Below are 20,744 nucleotides of genomic sequence, written 5' to 3' on the forward strand. Positions count from 1 at the left end.
CCTATCTTTATCATACAAGGAGAAATGCCAAAGCAACAGTATTTGAACAGATATTTGGCAAATACATTAAAATAGCGTGTTTTATGACTAATGATGTATGTTAAGATGTCAAAAAAAGGATAATAATTAATTTTGAAGGGAAGGTATTCCGATGCAATATCCAAATTTTCATCTTGCACGTTTTATTGACCGGCCTAATAGATTCATTGCTCATTGTCGACTAATTGAGACCGGTGAAATTGTGACAGTGCATGTTAAGAATACCGGGCGGACAACCATCTTACAGCCGAATGTGACAACATCCTTGGTTGAAAGCCATAATCATGCTCGGAAAACAAAGTATGATTTAGTGGCAGCCAAAAAGTATGACCGATTTTGGATCAACATCGATTCCCAAGCACCTAATAAAATAGTTAAAGATGGATTGGCCAACAATGATATTAAATTACCCGGAATTAATCAGATTACACAAGTTACGCCCGAAGTGCCGTTTTTAGATTCAAGATTGGACTTTTCAGGAATTGGTGATCATCAAAAAAACTTTTTCTTAGAGGTGAAAGGCGTTACATTGGAAAACGGTGGTATAGCAGCGTTTCCAGACGCACCCACAACTCGGGGACTAAAACATGTGAAAACTTTGCAAAAAGCGCTTGACAAAGGGTACCTTTCCTATCTATTATTTATTATTCAGATGGAGAAAATAAAAGCTATGACAATTGACATAGATATTTTTGAACCCCTCGCGTTTGAGATTTCCAAGGCTCAAAAAAGAGGGGTTCATGTTATAGCCTATGATTGCAGGATAACGCCGGATTCATTGACGCTGAACCAACCGGTTCCATTTGATTTAAACCAAAAATTCATTAGTGACGGATTGCCATCGTCAATCCAAAAGAGAACTTGAAACTATAAGAGGTAATAAATTAATGCTCCAAACATCAAAACAAGAACCAATTGATAGCCCATTTAATCGTACAACCACTGCTGAAAGAGTTATGAAGGGCGTTGATCTTAAGGGAAAAAACGTGATTGTAACGGGTGGCTATAGTGGCATCGGATTAAAAGTAACGGAAATGCTGACACAGGCGGGTGCACATGTTATCGTACCGGCCAGAACTGTATCAAAAGCATTACCTGTCGTAGAACATCTAAAGAATGCCGAACTCGGATTATTGGATTTAATGGATCCTGATTCGATTGATCGTTTTGCCAAGGGTTTTTTAGCTTCTAATCGACAGTTGGACTTGTTGGTTGAATGTGCCGGTATCATGTTTCCACCATTAAAGCGTGACAGTCGTGGAAATGAATCCCAGTTTTCAACTAATTTTCTGGGACATTTTCAATTAACTGCTAAACTGTATCCGGCTTTAAAGAAAGCCGGTCATTCGCGTGTCATTTTAATGTCGTCACGGGCACAGAGTTGGAATGGCGTTGACTTTGGGGATCCAAACTTTAATCGGCGTAAATATGATCCCCGTACAGCCTATGCCCAATCAAAGGCGGCTGATGCTCTCTTTGCCGTGGAACTTAATAAGCGCGGTCAAAAAAATGGCGTACATGCTTTTGCGGTTCACCCAGGACTAGTCCCAGGAACTGAACTCAGTCGATATGTTAATCACGAGCCTTTGAAAAGAGCCTCTTCTTTTGCATTGAATCAACTTGAATTAACACACATTATTAATGCAGGACACTCCATTAAAGCACGTTTTCACCGCCAGTCCGAATATGATTATTTCAAAACGGTTAGTCAGGGCGCCGCAAGTACATTATGGGCAGCTACCAGTGATCAGTTGACTGAGCGGGGCGGCGTCTTCATAGAAGATTGCAATATTAGTCACGCTGTTTCTGCTGACAGTCAATCAAAAGTCGGTGTCCGACCATGGTCGATTGACACCGATGATGCTGCTAAACTCTGGCATTTGGGTGAGAAATTAACCGAAACGGTTTTTCCCATTTAAATCTGTTCATTTGTTATAATTAGTAAACAAAATGTTACAAACAAATTCTTATTTAAACTTGAAACTTTCAGATAAGGTGCTAACATGTACCGTAACAACGTGAAAATCTATGAAAATGATTAATAAAACTTGTTTTTGGAAGGAAGCAAATTATAAATACTATGTTAAAGAAAACATTGATCTTCGGTCACCGTGGCTATCCCCACAAATTCCCGGAAAATTCATTAGCCGGGTTTAAATATGCGATTAACCATGGAATTGATGGGTTGGAATTTGATGTCCATTTAACCAAGGACAACGTTCCTGTCATTATGCACGATGAAAAGATTGACCGGACCACAAACTGTGCCGGTGAAATTCGCTCATATACATTCTCTGAATTACGTCAGTTCCAACTTAGTGATGGCCAACGGGTTCCAACCTTAAAAGAGTTGTTGGATCTTGCTGATAAGCAACCGGTTCATCTCAACTTGGAATTTAAGACCAATGAAATTCATTATGAAAACATTGAAAAAATCGTGTTGGATATGGTGAAAAACTATGATTTGGTATATCCGGTTATTTATTCATCGTTTAACTTGGATTCACTTAAAATCGCTTATAAGATTGATCCAACTCAGCAGTATTGCTTTTTGTCAGAACATGACATCAAGAATCCTCGTGAGCTGGTCACTAAGGAACACTTGGTGGGTCTTCATTTAAGCCATTATGTGCCAATGAAAAATATTAAAGAGCGGATCTGGACTGTTGATGATCCAAAGATTCAAAAGCATTTGTTCGCGCAAAACGTTGCCGGGATTTTTACCAACAACTTTGAAGCTGCTGAAAAAGTACAATCGGGCTCACTTGCTTAATTGAATAATGATTTTAAAAAAGCTAAGGCAAATTAGATTTTTGCTTTAGCTTTTTTGTGTCATTTGTTTTGCTTTACACACTGGATTAGGACTGTTCCTCAAAGCAGCATTCTGCACGTAAGGGATTCCTTCCAGAAATCCAAACCCGGGATTTCCGAAAAGAACGCCTTACGCTCCGAATGCTAACCGCTTTGTTGCACACACTGGATTAGGACTGCTTCTCAAAGCAGCATCGCTCCGCATAAGGGATCAAATTGAAAAATCCAAGTTCAGGATTTCCCAATTTGACGCCTTATGCTCCGGATGCTAACCACTTTGATCCGCACACTTGTATATTTACATCACTTTTACACTCCTTCAACACAGGTTTTACATTGAACTGCCACAATAGCTGTGTAGTCAAAATAACTAAGTTGAGGTGAGCGGATGTGTCAATTTCGTTAAGAAATGTTCGAAAGGATTATGATCAACAAACCAAGGTGTTGGAAAGTGTTTCAGCTGAAGTACAGACCGGCGAGTTCTTCGTGATCGTTGGTCCCTCCGGCTGTGGTAAAAGTACATTGTTACGGATGGTTGCCGGGTTAACCCCAATCACGGATGGTGAGGTTCGAATAAACAATCAAGTTGTCAATGAATTACCACCGAAGGCTCGTAAATTAACGATGGTTTTTCAAAACTACGCATTATATCCATTTTTGAGTGTCTGGGACAATGTTGCTTTTGGGTTAAAAGCCCGTAAGCTTAGTCAATCCGATATTCAGCATCGAGTCGATAATGCCTTAAAAATGGTTAGTCTATCTGATCTTAGTAAGCGTAAGCCACGTGAATTATCCGGTGGGCAACGACAGCGTGTTGCCTTGGCCCGTGCGGTTGCCAGTGATGCAGATATTTGTTTAATGGATGAACCATTATCAAACTTGGACGCACAACTAAGAATTAAGATGCGTCAGGAAATTTACAATTTACAACGCAAATTAGGTCTCACATTGATCTATGTTACCCATGATCAAGTTGAAGCAATGACCATGGCTGATCACATTATGGTTTTAAACGACCAGCATGTTCAGCAAATTGGTACGCCGTCTGAGATTTATCAACATCCCGCCAATGAATTTGTGGCACAATTTTTTGGAACACCGCAAATTAATATTCTGCCCGCAAAACGTTCCACTCAAAACAATCATATTTTGACCTTTGCGACAAATAATATGCAAGTTGCTTTAAACGAAGAGATCCCGATTGACAGTCTGCGGATCGGTGTTCGCCCTGATGAACTAACCGTTGCGCGAGCAGAATCCGTTGATTCAAATGCAGTTGTTAAAAATACTGAATTTTTGGGTAATGAAACAATTATTTACGCAACTTTAAATAGTGGGGATGATGTTCGGGCCGTCTTGCCCGGACAGGTTAGTTTCAGAGGATATGAACCAATTAAAATTGGGATTGGGTCGCATCTCTTATTCTTTGATAATGATGGGAAACAAATTGCTTTAACAAAGGAGGAAGCTGTCCATGCTTAAATCACCAGCAACGCACTCTTCCACAGCGCCAGTCGCTGCAGATCATACAAAGTCAAAAGCTGAAAAAAGCGAAGCCGGTTTTTGGTTAAATGCAAAAGATAAATACTATGCTTGGATTTTTCTTGGTCCGTCATTATTGATTCTGAGTGTTTTCATTTTTTATCCAATGTTTCGGACACTCTACCTAAGTTTATTTTTAACAAATACGGTCGGTAAGCCGACAGTGTTTGTTGGCTTGTCAAATTATATCAATCTGCTTACTTCAGCTGACTATCTCTCCAGTCTAGGAGTAACGATGGTTTATGTATTAGCAGTGACGGCTATTACCATTGTACTGGGATTGGTTTTAGCTAATTACGCCAGTAAACAATTGGCAGGAATTGGTATTTTTCGAACGTTATTCTCGGCTACAATGGGTGTCTCGGTATCGGTTGCCGCAATCTTTTGGTTGTTTATTTTCAATCCTTCTACTGGATTCCTATCACTTGTCAGCACCTGGCTTCATCTACCACAGATTAATTGGTTGACGGATCCTGTTTGGGCCATGCTGGCTGTGATTATTACGACTGTTTGGATGAACCTGGGCTTTACCTTTTTAATTCTACTGGGCGCGATGCAGTCGGTTCCGACAACTTTATATGAAGCGGCCAGCATTGAGGGTGCGACACCTCGCTATCAGCTATTTCACATTACGATTCCAATGATTTCACCAACGCTATTCTTTGTATCAATTATTACTTTAATTGAAGGGTTTAAGAGTTTTGGATTAATTGACTTGATGACTAAAGGTGGTCCAACCAACGCTACCAACATGCTGGTTTACCGAATTTATAAAGATGCCTTTTACAGTGGTAACTATGCACAAGCAAGTGCCGAATCACTCATACTAACGGTTATCATTGCAATTTTCACCTTGATTCAATTTAAAGTATTGGAAAAGCGGGTGAACTACTAATGGAAATTGTTGCCAAACAAAAATTGTCACACAAAATTTTAAATTATGTTTTGCTAATTATTTTGACCGTGGTCGTGTTAGGACCGTTCTTAATCGGGCTTTGGACCAGTCTGCTGCCGACGATGGATATTGCAAAAGGGAATTTCCTAAGCCTACACATTTCCCTGACAAATTACGTTGACGCATTCACACAAACACCGATTTTACAATATTTGGGAAATAGTTTATGGATTTCAATTGTGACAACCATTGCGCAATTAATTTTTTGCTCAATGAGTGCCTATGCTTTTGTTTTTTTGAAATTTAAAGGCCGAAAAGTATTATTTATTCTGTTTTTGGCAACCATGATGCTGCCGTTTGAAGCCGAAATTATTCCCAACTTTATGACCATTAAGGCGATGGGCCTTCTAAATACGTATTCTGCTATGATCGTTCCTTTCCTGACATCGGCATTTGGCACGTTCATGCTTCGCCAATCTTTTATGCAGATGCCAGATGAATTAAAGGAAGCGGCCGACATTGAAGGATTGGGACATTTTCAATTCTATTGGAAAATTGTCATGCCATATAATCGAATCAGTCTCATTACCTTAGGAGCCTATAGTTTCTTGGGAGCCTGGAATCAGTACCTATGGCCAATGTTAACCACATTCAGCAATGCCTTTCGACCGGTTCAAAATGGGCTTCGGCAGTTGCAATCAGAAGAAACTTTTAATGATTGGGGCATGATTCAGGCAACAGCTGCAATCGTCGTGATTCCAACTTTGATTGTGTTATTTGTTGGTCAACACTACTTCAAGTCCGGTATGAATGAAGGTGCTGTTAAATGATTAAGAAACTCGCAGCCTTTTTACGCGCTCACATTTTACCGGCCATTGCAGTTGTGGTGGTTGTGGTTGGTGCAGTTGTATTTACATCGGCTCATAAACAAACCTCAGCCAAAGCCGGAAGGACCCCCGTTGTTTTATGGCACGAAATGGGCGGGCCTGCAGAGGTTGCTTTGGATCAAATGGTGGATAAGTTTAACAAATCGCAAAGTAAGTACGAAGTTATTCCGCAGTATCAGGGTGCCTATGATGAAGCGGTTCAAAAAATCATTCAAAGTCATGGCTCCAGTGCATCACCCGCGTTGTTCCAGTCCTTTGATATTTCAACCGCTCAGATGATGCACAGCAAGTACACAACACCTGTCCAGAAATTTATCGATGAAGATAACTATGATGTTAGTGATATTTCACCGGTTGCTCGTTCCTTCTATTCTAATAAGGGGAAACAACTGGCAATGCCGTTTAATACATCACAACCGGTTCTTTATTACAATGCCAGTTTGCTGAAGAAATATCATATTACCCCACCTGCCAAATCACCAAGTTATAGTGATGTTACTCGGGTAGCTGAACAGCTATACAAACGATCACATCACCAGGTAAAGGGAATGACAATGGAGATTTATGGCTGGTTAATGGAAGAAGCGTTAGCCAATGCTAAAACGTCATTGGTTAATCACGGGGATGGCCATGTCGGTAACCCAACTAAAATTGATTTAAATAATCCGACAACTGTTAAATATCTAAAATGGATCCGAACGAATATTAAGTCTGGTGATTTTGTCAACTATGGTTCCGGTGCAAGTGCCGAGACAAATGAGATTGCGGCATTTTTGGCCGGTAAATTGGGTATCTTTGTTCAGTCATCAGCCTATATTGGTCAATTAACAACCGGTAACAAAAATAAGTTGGGTATTTCATACTTCCCACATCCAAATGGTCAAAAAGCCAATGGTGTGGGAATCGGAGGAGCCGCATTATGGATTTCCAATGATAAACCGACAAAAGTCCAAAAGGGCGCATTTGAATTTATTAAATACGCTGAGAGGCCGGATAGCCAGGCCAACTGGCAAAAAGCGACCGGGTATTTGGCGTTGAACAGTCAATCTCAGAGTCAGCCTGCTTTGAAGAGTTTATATGCGAAACAGCCTGAAGCCAAAGTGCCCGGCGAGCAGTTGGCCGCTGCCAAGCCAAATGATACAAACTCGGGAATCTTAATGGAGGGGATGCAACTTACTCGGGAAATGGAAGAAACAGCGATGGAGACGGTTTATGACGGCGGTAGTATTCCAAAGGCTTTATCAACAGCGAGTCAAGGGATGAATACAAACCTGAAGACAACAAATAGAGCAAACGGGGATTATAAGTAGTGTGCGAACCAAAGCGGTTTACGTTCGGAGTGTAAGAGAGAAATTGAGTAAAGGTTGATTAAAAAAGGAGTATCCTCAAAATGACAAACGAAACTTTGATTTTTGGACATCGTGGTTATCCATATAAATTTCCGGAAAATTCGTTGAGTGGTTTTGAATATGCGATCGAACATGGCGTAGATGGACTGGAATTTGATGTTCATTTAACAAAAGACAATGTGCCTGTTGTGATGCATGATGAAAAAATTAATCGAACAACTAACGGTCGGGGGAAAATCCGGGAATATACCTACCAGGAATTACAACAGTTCCAATTGGAAAATGGTGAAGCCATTCCTAGTTTGAAAGACTTGTTGTCACTGGCAAGACAGAAACCGGTTTATTTGAATCTGGAATTTAAAACCAACAAGATTCATTATCCAAATATTGAACAAATTGTTTTGGATATGGTCGGTAATTATGACTTGGCCCATCCGGTGATTTATTCCTCCTTTTCTCTACAAACTTTAAAGGACGCTTATCGAATTGATCCCAACCAACAATATTGCCTGCTTTCCAACCATATTCTGAGACATCCAAGGGAACTCATGATTGATGCTCACCTATCAGGCCTGCATCTTAGTCACTACCAACCACTGAGAAATATCAAAGAGCGAATTTGGACGATTGACGATCCTAAAAAGCAGCGTGCGCTTTTAGCGGACCACGTTGCTGGAATTATTACTGATAATTTTGAAATGGCCCGGGATGTTAAATCTAGTGTGTTGGTTTAGAAATTGATAATTAGGTGTTGAGTTTTTGTTAATTTTAAATTCCCTGTCAAAAATCTGATGTAGAAAAACTCATTCTTCTTAGTGTAGGAGGTCTGGACAAAAGTAAAAACAGTATTATAATATTCTTACTCCAAAGCGAAAATCCGATAAAATCAGCGTTCTCTGTAAACTGATTTTATCGGACTTTTTAAAATAATGTTTTTTCGACTTATATTTCAGTCTGTTTTGCTATACTGTTGAATCTGAGCCATCAAAAGCATATTCTAAAACAAAAGAGCGCTTTTAATTGTATAAAATTAATAAGTTTGACAAAATAAAGGGCTTTTATAGGAGTTCAGAGGATGGAAAGCAATTTTCATACTACCTACAAACGGAACTACAAAAGCAGTTAAAGAAACATGCTACCATGGAGGACAAATCATTTAGCAAAGCTTTAGAAGACCTATTGCTAGATCACTACTTAATTGATCAGGAAATTAAGCAAGCGTACAATGAAGGTTATGATAAACGTAATTTGTTGAAGTGATAGAAAGCACTGATAACACTGGTGTTTTAGTGGTTAAGGAGAATGAAAATGCCAAACAAAGAAGAGTTGAAAACAGTTAGAATTGCCAGTTCTATTCTTAAGGATATCAAGATCATTGCAGTAAATGATCATAAAACAATTCAAGAAGTAGTTGAAAAAGCATTAACCAGATATATTAAAGAGAATGGATATTAAATTCCTAACACCATCTTTTTTTGAAATACGTAAAAAAGTAAAAATCGATTACGGTAGCTTTTACTGCTTTCTAGAGAACGTTTGTTGTCTATAATGTATCAAAACATGGTTTTGAAATATTTACTTTGTCTCAACCAGTAATCAAAATCATGAGTGATTGCCTGAAATAACATTGACTCAAAGATAATGTCATTTTTGCTCTTATGTGTTTTAAGAGATCAATTAAATATTTATATACGTATTTTATTGGTTTGAAGATATATAACTCCAAGGGATTTTTTATCAGAAATGCAAAGAGTATCGAAAGAAGGAGGAAATTATTTTGAAAAGGACAGCAGGTTTAATTGCGATATTTAGTTTTACTTTATTCGTAACCTTAGCTTTTTCATCAAATAAATTAGCTTTGGCTAAGGAAATCGGACTTCGCAGAGTTACCAGCAGCTATATCAATAGAATCGGTGAACAACATCAGTATTATCGATTTAATCAAAATACAACGTTTAAGTACGGAGGGAGAAAAGTTACACTGCCCAAAGGAACGATTGTTAATGGGGAAGTCGTTTTGGGGAGTACAAAGAAAGTTTTAATGTCTGGTTGGGTTGGGGTCAGCTATGCTTTAAAGAAGAAATTAAACCTTAAAGAACCAACCAAAGAGTTCGGAGTTTATCTTTCATATTCGCCGAAGAAGTATACACTGATTAAGCGGCCTGCCTATACTTTACCGTATGGCAACAACATTCTTTATTCCGGGGGTGTAAGCACTTTTAAGGATCGGGCGGTTAAATATTATCACGATTCATCGTTTCCTAGTAATGCTTTAAGAGTTACATCAGATGGATATCTGGAGTTTTATAAATATGGTCATACCCCTTTGGGCGACGGAGGACTTGAGTGGAGTTACGTACAAAAACCAACAAGTTACGTCAAAATTAATTATGTACTGAATAAGGGGTCAAAAAAGTACTTATATTTTCAACGAAAACTTTCAGGAGTTAAGGCAACTCGTTTAAGTGGCGGTAGATATCGTTATCGCTTAACAATCAACAATCTGCATACCCCATACAAATATACTGGTAAATCATATGATATGGTAGCCAGTTTTTATACGGTTGGAGGCGTTAAGTATTTCGAAGCACCCGCACAGTCAAATAATTATGGTTCTGATTAGAAGCTAATAGTTGTTTGCTTTCTGATCATGAAAAAATCCCATAAGGGTAGTGGTGTACTATCCTTACGGGATTTTTTAGCTAATTTACTCAGCTGAAAATTTAGTGTTTTCTTTGGTTATTAATTTAATTAGTGAATGATTTTTTGGAATACTATAAATGTAATGTTCATTCAGTTTTCCACTATCGGGAGTCTTTTCTTCAACACCAAAATAAACATAATCTCCATATAACTGAGGGGACTCGGTTTCATGCTTGTGACCACCTAAGTCGTTAATGGATGCTGTTATGTTTTGAGGTGCCGGAGATTGGAAATTCCAAGGGGCACGAGCAATAACAGTTGGGTCCTCAGATTGACCACTAGTCAGATAGACCCAGTTATAACCTGCATTGGTCCGGTTAGATAGTTCCATTCCTTGCCATGATCCTTGGGGGTAAGAATAACTATTAATTGGACGGCTTGATACATAGGCCTGACCACCCTTTGCCAGGCGATCATCAGTACACTTAATATTGCCTTGGGCGTCCATGATCTGATTTAGTTCATCGGTCTTAAAAGCTGTCACTCTTTTTTTGGTCCCAGTTTGACCCTCTTGAGTCCAAACTGCTAGGCGAGTTTCATCAGCCCGATATAAAGTCATATTTTTATCCTTACCGGTTCCCATATAGTTTAGATAAGTGATGGAGTTTACATCAGCTGGTGTCTTGGAGGTGCCATCAATTGGTAAACGAGCGACTCGAGTGGCCCAGTAATCGCCATCAGTACTAGCGTTTGATCCAGTGTAAGTCATAACCCAAGCATACAACTGATTATTCCAAGTAAACAACTCAAAGGTTTGACCATGGCCGAAATTAGTTAAATGCATCTGAGTCGAATTATTAGAGAGATTAATTTCGGATTCATCGGGGTCAAAGCCACCATATGTTAAGGTCATGTCCTTGTGACTGCGAGCGGTCATTTGAAGAAAATAAGCTACCTTGTTATTAAAGTCTAAATAAAATTTTTGAATTACTTTACTACTTGGTAAAGTAACGTGATAGTTACGTGTTGCAGTTGTCATAATAATTACCTCTTTCTGAATTTAAAGTTTTTTGATTTGAATCTTCTAACTCCGGAATTAAAATATTTTTTTGTATCAAATCGATTTGACGCTTATAGCTTATCGTGAAATTCAATATAAAAACTGCCACTTAGCTGTCAATTTAGTGCCAATTTACTGACAGGTTTTTAACGCAAAAGTCCCATTAATCATTAATACTAAGATTAACGGGACTTTTGTATTGTTTTTTGGAATTAACAATAAATAGGCAGTAAAGTGGAGGCCATTCTTTTATATGGTTAATTTAGGGAACTATGGAACCTTCCTCACAAAAATAGTGGTAGGAAATCAAAAAAATCAGAAACGCTGATTTAACATGGATATAATTTAGATATATTTAATTTTTGTATCTTACTCTTCAATAGCTTACAATTAAAGAGTAAATTAATTGTGTGCAATAGAATGGTACTTATATTTGATTGATTTTTAATTTTAAGACTGGAGGCAATTTTATGGCAAATCAATACGATTATGATGTTTTATATCTCGGCAGTGGTCATGGGACTTTTGATGGAGCGATCCCCCTTGCGCATTTCGGTGTCAAGGTTGGTATCATTGAAGAAGATATGATTGGCGGTACCTGTCCGAATTATGGCTGTAACGCAAAAATCACATTGGATGCACCTGTGGCATTGACTAGGGAAGTTGAACGGCTTCAGGGCGTTGTTGAAGGACAATTGTCCATCAATTGGACCAAGAGTGAGGCTCACAAGCAGGATGTCATTAAGGGCTTGCCAGGAATGATTGGCGGCTTACTTAAGGATTCCGGTATTGACGTGATTCATGGGAAAGGGACCTTTAAGGATTATCATACGGTATTAGTTGACGGGCAACCGAAGACAGCTGAAAAAATTGTCATTTCAACCGGATTGCGTCCACACCGTTTAGATATTCCAGGAACCGAATTGGCTCATGATAGTCGTGCATTTATGAGTTTAACCAAATTGCCGAAACAGATTGCTATTATTGGTTCCGGGTACATTAGTATGGAATTTGCGACTATCGCCAATGCCGCGGGCGCCGATGTTACGGTTCTCATGCATGGTGATCGGGCACTTCGAAACTTCTATCACCCTTATGTTGCCCAAGTTGTCAAAGATTTGGAGAAACGAGGGGTTAAGTTCGTAAAAAATGCCGGCGTTTCTTCGTTTAAGAAATCCGGTGATCAAGTTGAAGTCCATTACGGGGATGATCATGCCCTAACTGTTGATTGGATTCTGGATGCAACCGGCCGAATGCCAAATGTTGAAAAAATTGGTTTGGACGAAATCGGGGTTAAATACAACCGACACGGAATTGAAGTCAATGATTATTTACAAACCAGCGTTGATAACATCTATGCTTCAGGAGACGTGATTGATAAAGCACAACCTAAGTTAACGCCAACGGCCATTTTTGAATCGACTTACTTATCTAAGCGTTTTTCAGGGCAAAGCAATGATCCGATTAACTATCCGGTTATTCCATCCGTTGTCTTCACGTCACCGCGAATTGCCAAGGCAGGCCTTTCCGTAGAAGATGGTAAGGAAAAGGGTTATCAAATTGAAACTAACTACTTACCGGATGATTGGTATCGTCAAGTTGATAATGAGACCATGGGTGATAATTCATTGGTCTTTGATAAGCAACATCATTTGGTGGGCGTGACAGAGGTTAGCGAACAGGCTGAAAATGTCATTAATACGTTATTGCCGGCAATTGAATTTAAGTTTGGACCGGCAGAACTGGGTAGACTGGTCTACTTGTTCCCATCAATTGGTTCCTCTGCATGGGCACAATTGTAATGAGGTTGATGTCAACTACAAGAGGAATTAGTTAGGCCTTTTTCTTAACTTGGAAAGGAAGTTGTGGCGATGGCACTATTTGATAATCGTAGGGTTGATGGGATCATGGCAGATCGTGGATTAAGCGATCTGAGTGAAGAAACTGAAACTCATGTTGAAGCGATTTTAAGCGAACTCGATAGTAAAAAATTATTGCGAGACAGTGACACTGCTAATTTTACCGATCGCTCAAATCAAGAAAAAATTGGTTTTTTACGTGCAATTATGGAACAAAACTGGATTTTGATTGCGCAGAACGAAAAGCTTTTGAAAGTATTGAATAAAGGTAAAACAAGTTAATAAAACCAGAACAAAAAGCTGCCGGTGATTAACGCCAGCAGTTTTTTGATTGAAAGACTGATGATTATAAGAAATAGTGGTTATTAGCGGACTTCTTTAATGACATATAACAGTTTCCGCCCTTTGATAGTAAATTAAACTTAGAGATAAAATATGACGGGCAAAGTAAGGGATTACCCTCAACCTCTTTTCTTTTGTTTAAGCCTATAGGCAGTTCTCACAATATGCGGTACACTTCTTTTAACTTATTATAGAGGGAGTTGGCAAGTCTTGGCACAAAAAGTGTGGTTTATAACCGGAACTTCAACAGGTTTTGGAAAGAGTCTGGTGGATGAGTTGATTGCTCAAAATGAATTGATTGTAGCGACTGCTCGAAATAGTCAAAAAATCGATCAGTGGCAGGGTAATCCAAATGTTTTAATCGCTCAATTGGATGTGACCGATCAAGCATCTATTCAACAGGCAGTGAATAAAGTAGTCTCAAAATGGGGTCATATTGATAATCTGGTTAATAATGCCGGGTGGGGTTATTTCGGGTCTGTGGAGGAGTCCAATGAAGATGATGTTCGCCAGATGATGGAAACCAATTTCTGGGGAACGTCGGCGGTTACTCATGCGGTCTTACCATTAATGCGAAAACGGCATAGTGGCCATATTTTCAACATTACGTCCATGGCTGGCATCACCGGTGTTCCGGGATTCGGCTATTATTGTGCGACTAAACACGCAGTTGAGGGTTTAATGAAGGCGTTAAGTCAGGAAGTTGCACCGCTTGGCATTAAAGTAACCAACATTGAACCGGGTCCTTTCAGAACCGATTGGGCCGGTCGTTCACACAAGGCTGCTACTCGGCATATTAAGGATTATGACCAAACAGCCCATGCCAATGACGAACAAATTGAAGAAAAGTCCGGAAAACAAATTGGATCACCGGAATTATTGGCAAAAGGGATCGTGACATTAAGTCGAACGGCAAATCCGCCACTGCATTTTTTAGCTGGTGAAAAATCAGTTACTCGCGCATTGGCTGAAGTTGCTGACCAACAGCATGATTTTGAAACGTGGCAACAGTTATCTGCCAGTTTGGATTATGGCCACGAGGATGATTGGAAATAACTTAAATTTTGCGATTCGTGGGTTAATGGGTTATGACTAGCGGCAATTAATTTGCGGCCCTTTTTGTAATTTCAAATCAATTTGAATAAGAAAATACTGTTACTTATTTCTTAATTAATCACAAAAGCGGTAAAATTTAAGCAAGTAAATTAGAAAAGAATGTGACTCGTAGTGAAAAAAAAGAATTGGGTTAATATCATCATTATAATCGGCATGATGTCATTGATAATAATCGCTTTACCAATATTAACTCGGCCGTTAATGCACCAACTTCAAGCTTTGGATTGGTTTTGGCTGGTAGGTTTACAGGAGATGCCAATAGTTATTATTGCGTGGATACTTAACCGATTCTACATAAAACAGGCTGTTTTTTATCGGCCTTCCGGGTCCCTTAAAAGTCTCACTTTTATTTCAAGTCCCATTTTGATCCTTCTTCTAGCCATTACTTTGTCAATCACGTTTTTCTATCAAATCTCTTTTAAGTCTTTAATAGCATTGTGGCATATTCTAATCGGGACCACCTTTATTGGTATTTCTGAAGAATATCTCTTTAGAGGACTCATTTTTCCCCAAATTCTTAAGGCAATCGGCACTTGGACACATAAGGATCTCTATTCAGCCATTGGTATCTCCAGCCTCTTGTTTGCCCTTATCCACGTTTTGAATTTAACGGGTCAGGATCTAACTGCCACGGTTATTCAGATGGTTAATGCTTTTTCGATAGGGTGTCTGTTTTGTGCCATCTATATTCGATCGGGTTCACTATTATTGCCGATTATTTTTCACAGTCTTTGGAATTTTGGTATTTTCGGTTTAGACGGCGCGATATTGACACCGAGATCTATTTTCTGGATGATTATCTTTAACACCATTTTATTAGCCATTACGGCATATGATTTGCGTGAACAAAAGTTGAGTCAACGTGATATCTGGATTGAAAAACTGGTGAGTTAATGATTCTTTATATGATAAGGCTTAATATCTTCAGAAAACTGATCCAATAAGCGGTCATGATACTGTTTGGACCCTGTAGAATGCTTAACGTGATGCCAAAGAATGGCTGCAACTTTCATTTTTTTATTAAATTCATGGCTTTTCGAGCTGTTACAGAAGTCCTTAACAAAATTATTCCATTGATAAGTCTGTTCTTCTGGAAGGTCCTTTAACCAAGTTTGTTTTGAATCCGTCATTTCTTTAGCCCGATTAATCAGGTCACCTACTGTGATTGATAAATTGTGATCCGCTTCGGCTTTTCGTTTAATAACAGCCATTTCTTTTGTGAACGAAAATTTTTTGACATTAAAGTAGGTCGCAAAAAATTGTCGAGCCTCATTGTTAAATGAAAATCCGGACCCAACCAGTGGTGTATCCAGGCTGATTTCAGACATTTTAAGCGAAGGCGCTTTTTGATAAGTTCTTGCTGGCTTTATCTGGTTAGCAGGGATGCCAGATAAGAAGCAATCAATGTAGTGATTTAGTTCAGCCTTAGTTCCTTGGGTCGGCAACCCGTAGTTTCGACAAATCCTCACCAACTCAGCTTTATAAAAATAAGTCTCTTTAAATTTTTTGTGTGTGAGTTTGGTCATAATATCCTTTCAACTAATGATTGGCTTAACAGTGTTGATACCCTATTATAGCTTTTTCAACAGCACAAAAAACCAGGAATCCGAATAAAACGGGTTCCTGGTTTTAACACAAATTGGATAATCTGATTGATAAAGTAGACTATTTTTGATTAATAATCGGACGGGTTTCGTTTAAGCGTTCTTCAATGGCTTCTGTGATAACGGGGTGGTCCTCAAGCGTTGGCAGAAAGGTACTATCCGGTTGTGCTTTTAGCACGTTGGTTTTGATACGATTAGCCAGACGGCCATCGGTCAAGAAAAGTCGTTGCACAATTAACGCTGCCGATTCATCTGCTAAAACATCGGGTACCAAGTGATGACCAATATGATTGGCGCAAATAATCGGTACCTTAACGACCTCCTGTAATCGCTTTGCCAGTGCTGTCAGCTGTTCATATGGTTCAGGAAAATGGGGAGTTCCATGAGCGACAATCAAGATTTTTCGATTTGGATAAGTCTGAATTGCCGATTTGAGCGTTTGATTTAAGTAATTAAAAACAGCTTCGGTTGTTGCCAACGGTTTTAATACTGTAAACGAGACACCCGCTTCAAGCACATCATTAATTCTGCGGGGAATATCCCAACGAATGTGGGTCGCTGAAAACAAGAGAACCGGTACCACAATAATATGCTTGGTTTTTGATTGTAAATACTGAATACCTTCCTCGAGTGTCTGTTGCTGCCCCTCCAGAAATCCGATGATTGACGGGTTATCTGAGCGTTTCATATAAGTGTGTAATAAGTCAATATTTGATTTTGGGATTTTTCCGCGTCGACCATGCAACACGTAAATAATACCTTCTGTCATAATGATTTCCCCTTATTCAGTTACTTCGGTCGTCAATTTCTGAGCCAGCTTTTCAAGGTCGGCGATAGCGTCATCGTCTGGTGAATTTTCAATTTTTAATGACGGGGCGATAAGCGTTGCATTGTCATCACGGATCTGTTTTTCCAAAATATCAACGGCACCACAGAATTCATCGTAGCTTGAATCACCGGTACCGATAACAACCACTTTCTTACCGGATAGATCATAATCATCGAGATCATCTGAAAAGTCAATAATCCCGTCTGGCAATTCACCATTATCACCGTCACTATAGCTTGCAAGCACGTAAGCATCTGCGTCAGTGAAAAAGTTATCAACTTCAATGCCGTCTTCACTGTCCAAAACCTCCACGTCAGCCCCTAAATCTGTTAGGGAATCTGTCAGGATATCGACGGCCTCTTGGGTGTTACCGGTTAAACTGGTATAAATAATTTTAATTTTAATTTTCATTTTAATGCCTCCTGTAGTTGTGAAAGATATTGGTCAACCAACTCCTGAAAATGAAACCTTCCCTGACGTGAAAAATAGTCATAGAAAGTTTCTTCAAGCTTTTTTTGGTCCTGGTAATCTTTCAAAATAACTGCCAATGCGTCAGCTAGCTGATCTTTTGATAATTTTCCCTTTAATGCTTCGGTAAAGTGACCGCCGTTTAACAAACTACCACCAACGGATAAAACATAGCCTTCAGCGTGATCACCGGTCTGGGTTCTGGCTTTAACACCTTCGATACCGATATCGGCAATACTTCGGTGGGCGCAATTATTACCGCAGCCTGTCAGGGTAATTGTGACAGGCTTTTCAAAAGTGAAACGCTGATCCAGGTTATTCAGTAACGGTTTGAAAATTTCCTTTGTGTGAGCGTTGGCTAAATTACAGTATTCGGCACCGGTACAAGTCGTTCCGAAGTCCAATAATTGATGGGGGGTTGTTGAAAAACGATTGAAAATATCTGCCGATTTAACGGTTTCCAAATCCTTTTCAGCGATGTATGGAATGATCAGATTTTGTCCATGATCAAAACGAAGTTCATCTTTACCGTATCTCTTTGCAAGATCGACGAAAGCTTGAAAATCGTCTCCGGAAATCCTTCCTGCCGGTATACTAACGCCAATGTAGTAATACCCCTTTTGACGTTGAGGGTGAATGCCAAGGGCAGTCCCATTTGACCAACCAACAATTTTACTATTGCCCGCTGTTTGAAGCCCAGGTACTTTTTCACGAAGAGCATTTTCAAACTTTTGAACACCCCAGTCCTGAATCAAGAACTTTAGCCTGGATTTCGATCGGCTTCGACGGGGACCGTTATCACGATATAAAGCGACAACAGCTTCGGCAACGTCAGCAACTTGACCCGGTGTGACGAAGATGTTCATTGCAAGTCCCAAATAGGGTAACATGCCTAAACCGCCACCGATTTTAACGTTAAATCCCTGAACGCTTTGGCCATTTATTTCCTTGATTGCCGGTGTAAAAGCCAAATCATTAATTTCAGCATTTCCTGCGTTATAGATATTACTGTTAATTGAAATTTTAAACTTTCGTGGTAGGTTTGAATAATCACGGTTGCCTTGGAATCGTTTGTAAACATCCAAGACAGTTTGGCGAGTATCAAACAGTTCATTTGCGTCAATACCGGATAATGGATTATCTACCACGTTTCTTGTAATATCTCCCTCGGCACCGGCCGTTGTGAGACCGACGCTAGCAATACCGTCAAAAATATCGGGTAGTTTTTCAAACGGAATCCAGTGATATTGGACGGCTTGACGTGTTGTTAAATCAACGATTCCGCGGCCATATGTTTTGGCGATCCACGCAATATGGTCGGCCTGTTTCAAATTAATCCGACCACCGGGAATCTTAATTCGCATCATAAAGTATCCTTTATCTTGGGGCTTTTGAACCGTTAAGCCAGCGAATTTAAAATACATATAGTAGCTTTTGTCGATTTCTGAGAAAGGGTGCTTGACCAATTCTGGAAGATCTTTAAAAACATCCAGTCCATCTTCTTTTAATTTTGCCTTTTCGTTTTTATTAATCCGTTGGTCGGCCCACGTTACTTTATAGCTCATTATCATCCCTCAATTCTAGATATTTTCAATCAAAACCTGATGATAAGCATTGAAATCAAGCCATTTCTGGTAGAAAGCAGCTTTGGTCTTATCATTTAAAGTTTCCTGCTCATTTAAGAATTCTTGTAAATCTTCCGGCTGGTTAATGTTGACTTTGGCACCGATATTATTAATAGTAGGGATCTGCCAATCCAAATCATCGTCCAACGCTACCACGTCTCTAAAACGACCGTCTTGGACAAGTAAGACCCGATCCTGACGCGGCAGAATGATGTTGAAGCTACTTGGATAATGGTAACCTTTGCCTGCCAACGGTATTTTTTCGTTCAGTGCAAATTTACCTTGGTATTCGTCCGTTTCAATTCGGCCGCCGCCCGTTAAGCTATAAGAATCAAAAATATTAATTTGGTAATGATTCAGATTATCAGTGAAATCGCCACCTTTTAAAGCAACTTCTCCCTGATAATTTTCGGTAATGGTGCCGCCACCGGCCACATCATAACCATCAACGACTACAAATCGCCCAGTAACATGTTGTTGATCAAAGAAATCATAGACCAGAGGCTGTTCGGTTTGAAAAACAACTTCTGCCACGTCATTTAAGTTAACCTGGCTGGCATCTTCTTTTGCTGCTAAAGTGCCGGCATCCGTTACCTTTAAAATTTTAAGAACTTTTGCGTTCACTTGTTGGGTCGCAATCTTAAGTTTATAAACTTTTCCGGGTACCAATGGCGCCTGGCCCATCCAAAAGAGGTTGGTTTGTAAGATATTGGTAACAGCCGGAGCTGCTGTTTGGTCCTCTGTCTTGGTAATAATTTCACCGCGCTGGTTAAAGAACTCATCTTTGACCATGACACCAACGGACTGGCCGGCAGCAGCCTTGGTTTTTGCATCTTTGGGCACCCAGTTGGCAAAAGCCGTTACTTCTGTTTGCCGGCCACTGGGATAGATCGTAATTTGATCACCGATTTTAAGTGTGCCGGCTTCGATTCGACCAGCAATAATTCGCCGGTCATCGAATTTAAAGACATCTTGAATCGGTAATCTGAGTGGCTTATCTACAGGTTGATCGGCGGCTTCGATACTATCCAGTGTTTCAATGAAACTTTTGCCATGGAACCAAGCTAATTTGTCAGAAGCCTTAAGTAGATTTTCGCCATAATAAGCGGAAATCGGCAAGTATCCAGATGGCTTAACGTGTAATGTATTCAAGAAATCGGCTACTTGTTGTTTAACTGCTTCAAACTTGGCTTGTTGGTAATCAACTAAATCCATTTTGTTAATCAGGATGTATATTTTTTTGATTCCCAACAATTTAAGGATGTAGGCGTGACGTTTGGTTTGTTCCTCAACACCTCTAGCGGCATCAACAATCAAGAAAGCTACTTCTGCATTTGAAGCGCCTGAAATCATATTCTTTAAAAATTCTTGGTGTCCCGGTGCGTCAATGATGACATACTCACGTTTATCGGTTTTAAATTGAAGTTGAGTCGTATCAATTGTGATACCCTGCTTTTGTTCTTCTTCAAAGGCATCCAATAGATAAGCATATTCAAAAGGTTTTCCGGTTTCTTTTGCAATTCGCTTAACTTTATCAAAGGTACCTTCCGGCAATGCCTTGGTATCATATAACAGGCGACCGATGACGGTTGATTTACCGTGATCGACGTGACCAACCATGACAATGTGTAGAGCTGGTTCTTTCATAGTGAAACTCCTTTCGTGCTTTTGTGTT

Annotated in this window: 20 protein-coding genes; 14 read left to right on the top strand and 6 right to left on the bottom strand. The window is 39.6% G+C overall.

Annotation, left to right across the window (positions count from 1 at the left end; translation table 11 throughout):
* Positions 1 to 151 precede the first annotated feature (151 nt).
* The 10 genes from sfsA to GQR93_RS00230 all read left to right on the top strand — a co-directional run bounded on the left by sfsA (position 152) and on the right by GQR93_RS00230 (position 10,146).
* A complete protein-coding gene (sfsA, locus tag GQR93_RS00185) occupies positions 152 to 904 on the top strand; it encodes a DNA/RNA nuclease SfsA (RefSeq protein ID WP_003551058.1) in 753 nt (250 codons plus the stop codon).
* 22 nt (positions 905 to 926) lie between these two features.
* Positions 927 to 1,958, top strand: a complete 1,032-nt coding sequence (locus tag GQR93_RS00190; RefSeq protein WP_003551060.1) for an SDR family NAD(P)-dependent oxidoreductase — start codon at positions 927 to 929, stop codon at positions 1,956 to 1,958.
* Positions 1,959 to 2,119: 161 nt separating this feature from the next.
* Entirely contained in the window at positions 2,120 to 2,812 is a 693-nt protein-coding gene (locus GQR93_RS00195; RefSeq protein ID WP_003551062.1) for a glycerophosphodiester phosphodiesterase, read from the top strand.
* A 428-nt stretch (positions 2,813 to 3,240) separates the two neighbouring features.
* A complete protein-coding gene (locus tag GQR93_RS00200) occupies positions 3,241 to 4,332 on the top strand; it encodes an ABC transporter ATP-binding protein (protein WP_003551064.1) in 1,092 nt (363 codons plus the stop codon).
* A complete protein-coding gene (locus GQR93_RS00205) occupies positions 4,325 to 5,287 on the top strand; it encodes a carbohydrate ABC transporter permease (RefSeq protein ID WP_003551067.1) in 963 nt (320 codons plus the stop codon). The genes GQR93_RS00200 and GQR93_RS00205 overlap by 8 nt, the downstream gene beginning before the upstream one ends.
* On the top strand, positions 5,287 to 6,117 hold the full coding sequence (locus GQR93_RS00210) for a carbohydrate ABC transporter permease (RefSeq protein WP_003551069.1): 831 nt from the start codon (positions 5,287 to 5,289) through the stop codon (positions 6,115 to 6,117). Before GQR93_RS00205 ends, GQR93_RS00210 begins: the two co-directional genes overlap by 1 nt.
* Positions 6,114 to 7,484 (top strand): ABC transporter substrate-binding protein, encoded by a 1,371-nt coding sequence (locus GQR93_RS00215; protein WP_003551070.1) that lies wholly within the window; start codon positions 6,114 to 6,116, stop codon positions 7,482 to 7,484. Before GQR93_RS00210 ends, GQR93_RS00215 begins: the two co-directional genes overlap by 4 nt.
* Before the next feature lie 80 nt (positions 7,485 to 7,564).
* The gene (locus GQR93_RS00220; RefSeq protein WP_003551073.1) at positions 7,565 to 8,257 is read left to right on the top strand and encodes a glycerophosphodiester phosphodiesterase family protein; all 693 of its coding nucleotides are present in this window, start codon (positions 7,565 to 7,567) and stop codon (positions 8,255 to 8,257) included.
* Positions 8,258 to 8,831: 574 nt separating this feature from the next.
* The gene (locus GQR93_RS15220) at positions 8,832 to 8,978 is read left to right on the top strand and encodes a hypothetical protein (protein ID WP_166427825.1); all 147 of its coding nucleotides are present in this window, start codon (positions 8,832 to 8,834) and stop codon (positions 8,976 to 8,978) included.
* A gap of 322 nt (positions 8,979 to 9,300) precedes the next feature.
* Positions 9,301 to 10,146, top strand: a complete 846-nt coding sequence (locus GQR93_RS00230; RefSeq protein ID WP_003551079.1) for a hypothetical protein — start codon at positions 9,301 to 9,303, stop codon at positions 10,144 to 10,146.
* A gap of 84 nt (positions 10,147 to 10,230) precedes the next feature.
* Here GQR93_RS00230 and GQR93_RS00235 read toward each other — a convergent pair whose 3' ends face one another.
* Entirely contained in the window at positions 10,231 to 11,205 is a 975-nt protein-coding gene (locus tag GQR93_RS00235) for a helveticin J family class III bacteriocin (RefSeq protein WP_003551081.1), read from the bottom strand.
* Between the two features lie 491 nt (positions 11,206 to 11,696).
* On the opposite strand from GQR93_RS00235, the gene GQR93_RS00240 reads away from it, so the two are divergent.
* The 4 genes from GQR93_RS00240 (at position 11,697) to GQR93_RS00255 (ending at position 15,437) form a co-directional block, all read left to right on the top strand.
* The gene (locus GQR93_RS00240) at positions 11,697 to 13,028 is read left to right on the top strand and encodes a dihydrolipoyl dehydrogenase family protein (RefSeq protein ID WP_003551083.1); all 1,332 of its coding nucleotides are present in this window, start codon (positions 11,697 to 11,699) and stop codon (positions 13,026 to 13,028) included.
* Between the two features lie 69 nt (positions 13,029 to 13,097).
* Positions 13,098 to 13,367 carry a hypothetical protein gene (locus tag GQR93_RS00245; RefSeq protein WP_003551084.1) on the top strand — a complete coding sequence of 90 codons (270 nt, stop codon included), beginning with the start codon at positions 13,098 to 13,100 and terminating at the stop codon, positions 13,365 to 13,367.
* Positions 13,368 to 13,637: 270 nt separating this feature from the next.
* Positions 13,638 to 14,483, top strand: a complete 846-nt coding sequence (locus tag GQR93_RS00250; RefSeq protein WP_003551086.1) for an oxidoreductase — start codon at positions 13,638 to 13,640, stop codon at positions 14,481 to 14,483.
* Between the two features lie 171 nt (positions 14,484 to 14,654).
* Complete coding sequence (locus GQR93_RS00255) at positions 14,655 to 15,437, top strand: CPBP family intramembrane glutamic endopeptidase (RefSeq protein ID WP_035444187.1); 783 nt, start codon at positions 14,655 to 14,657, stop codon at positions 15,435 to 15,437.
* On the opposite strand, the gene GQR93_RS00260 is transcribed toward GQR93_RS00255, so the two are convergent.
* The 5 genes from GQR93_RS00260 to GQR93_RS00280 form a co-directional block, all read right to left on the bottom strand.
* On the bottom strand, positions 15,434 to 16,069 hold the full coding sequence (locus GQR93_RS00260) for an SAP domain-containing protein (protein WP_003551090.1): 636 nt from the start codon (positions 16,067 to 16,069) through the stop codon (positions 15,434 to 15,436). The two genes, GQR93_RS00255 and GQR93_RS00260, sit on opposite strands and share 4 nt — an antisense overlap.
* A 139-nt stretch (positions 16,070 to 16,208) precedes the next feature.
* The gene (locus GQR93_RS00265) at positions 16,209 to 16,916 is read right to left on the bottom strand and encodes a sirohydrochlorin chelatase (protein ID WP_003551092.1); all 708 of its coding nucleotides are present in this window, start codon (positions 16,914 to 16,916) and stop codon (positions 16,209 to 16,211) included.
* A gap of 12 nt (positions 16,917 to 16,928) precedes the next feature.
* Complete coding sequence (locus tag GQR93_RS00270; RefSeq protein ID WP_003551094.1) at positions 16,929 to 17,387, bottom strand: flavodoxin domain-containing protein; 459 nt, start codon at positions 17,385 to 17,387, stop codon at positions 16,929 to 16,931.
* Entirely contained in the window at positions 17,384 to 19,009 is a 1,626-nt protein-coding gene (locus tag GQR93_RS00275) for a nitrite/sulfite reductase (protein WP_035444188.1), read from the bottom strand. Before GQR93_RS00275 ends, GQR93_RS00270 begins: the two co-directional genes overlap by 4 nt.
* 15 nt (positions 19,010 to 19,024) lie before the next feature.
* Entirely contained in the window at positions 19,025 to 20,716 is a 1,692-nt protein-coding gene (locus GQR93_RS00280; RefSeq protein ID WP_035444189.1) for a sulfate adenylyltransferase subunit 1, read from the bottom strand.
* Positions 20,717 to 20,744 lie beyond the last annotated feature (28 nt).

It is taken from the genome of Lentilactobacillus hilgardii (genome assembly GCF_009832765.1).
Classification (GTDB): domain Bacteria; phylum Bacillota; class Bacilli; order Lactobacillales; family Lactobacillaceae; genus Lentilactobacillus; species Lentilactobacillus hilgardii.

Bases quoted from the DNA above. Each gene is read 5' to 3' on its own strand.
- GQR93_RS00210 (WP_003551069.1), top strand. From the start codon at position 5,287: ATGGAAATTGTTGCCAAACAAAAATTGTCACACAAAATTTTAAATTAT.
- GQR93_RS00190 (WP_003551060.1), top strand. From the start codon at position 927: ATGCTCCAAACATCAAAACAAGAACCAATTGATAGCCCATTTAATCGT.
- GQR93_RS00215 (WP_003551070.1), top strand. From the start codon at position 6,114: ATGATTAAGAAACTCGCAGCCTTTTTACGCGCTCACATTTTACCGGCC.
- GQR93_RS15220 (WP_166427825.1), top strand. From the start codon at position 8,832: ATGCCAAACAAAGAAGAGTTGAAAACAGTTAGAATTGCCAGTTCTATT.
- GQR93_RS00245 (WP_003551084.1), top strand. From the start codon at position 13,098: ATGGCACTATTTGATAATCGTAGGGTTGATGGGATCATGGCAGATCGT.
- GQR93_RS00235 (WP_003551081.1), bottom strand. From the start codon at position 11,205: ATGACAACTGCAACACGTAACTATCACGTTACTTTACCAAGTAGTAAA.
- GQR93_RS00240 (WP_003551083.1), top strand. From the start codon at position 11,697: ATGGCAAATCAATACGATTATGATGTTTTATATCTCGGCAGTGGTCAT.
- GQR93_RS00280 (WP_035444189.1), bottom strand. From the start codon at position 20,716: ATGAAAGAACCAGCTCTACACATTGTCATGGTTGGTCACGTCGATCAC.
- GQR93_RS00220 (WP_003551073.1), top strand. From the start codon at position 7,565: ATGACAAACGAAACTTTGATTTTTGGACATCGTGGTTATCCATATAAA.
- GQR93_RS00265 (WP_003551092.1), bottom strand. From the start codon at position 16,916: ATGACAGAAGGTATTATTTACGTGTTGCATGGTCGACGCGGAAAAATC.
- GQR93_RS00260 (WP_003551090.1), bottom strand. From the start codon at position 16,069: ATGACCAAACTCACACACAAAAAATTTAAAGAGACTTATTTTTATAAA.
- GQR93_RS00270 (WP_003551094.1), bottom strand. From the start codon at position 17,387: ATGAAAATTAAAATTAAAATTATTTATACCAGTTTAACCGGTAACACC.
- GQR93_RS00205 (WP_003551067.1), top strand. From the start codon at position 4,325: ATGCTTAAATCACCAGCAACGCACTCTTCCACAGCGCCAGTCGCTGCA.
- GQR93_RS00275 (WP_035444188.1), bottom strand. From the start codon at position 19,009: ATGAGCTATAAAGTAACGTGGGCCGACCAACGGATTAATAAAAACGAA.
- GQR93_RS00195 (WP_003551062.1), top strand. From the start codon at position 2,120: ATGTTAAAGAAAACATTGATCTTCGGTCACCGTGGCTATCCCCACAAA.
- sfsA (WP_003551058.1), top strand. From the start codon at position 152: ATGCAATATCCAAATTTTCATCTTGCACGTTTTATTGACCGGCCTAAT.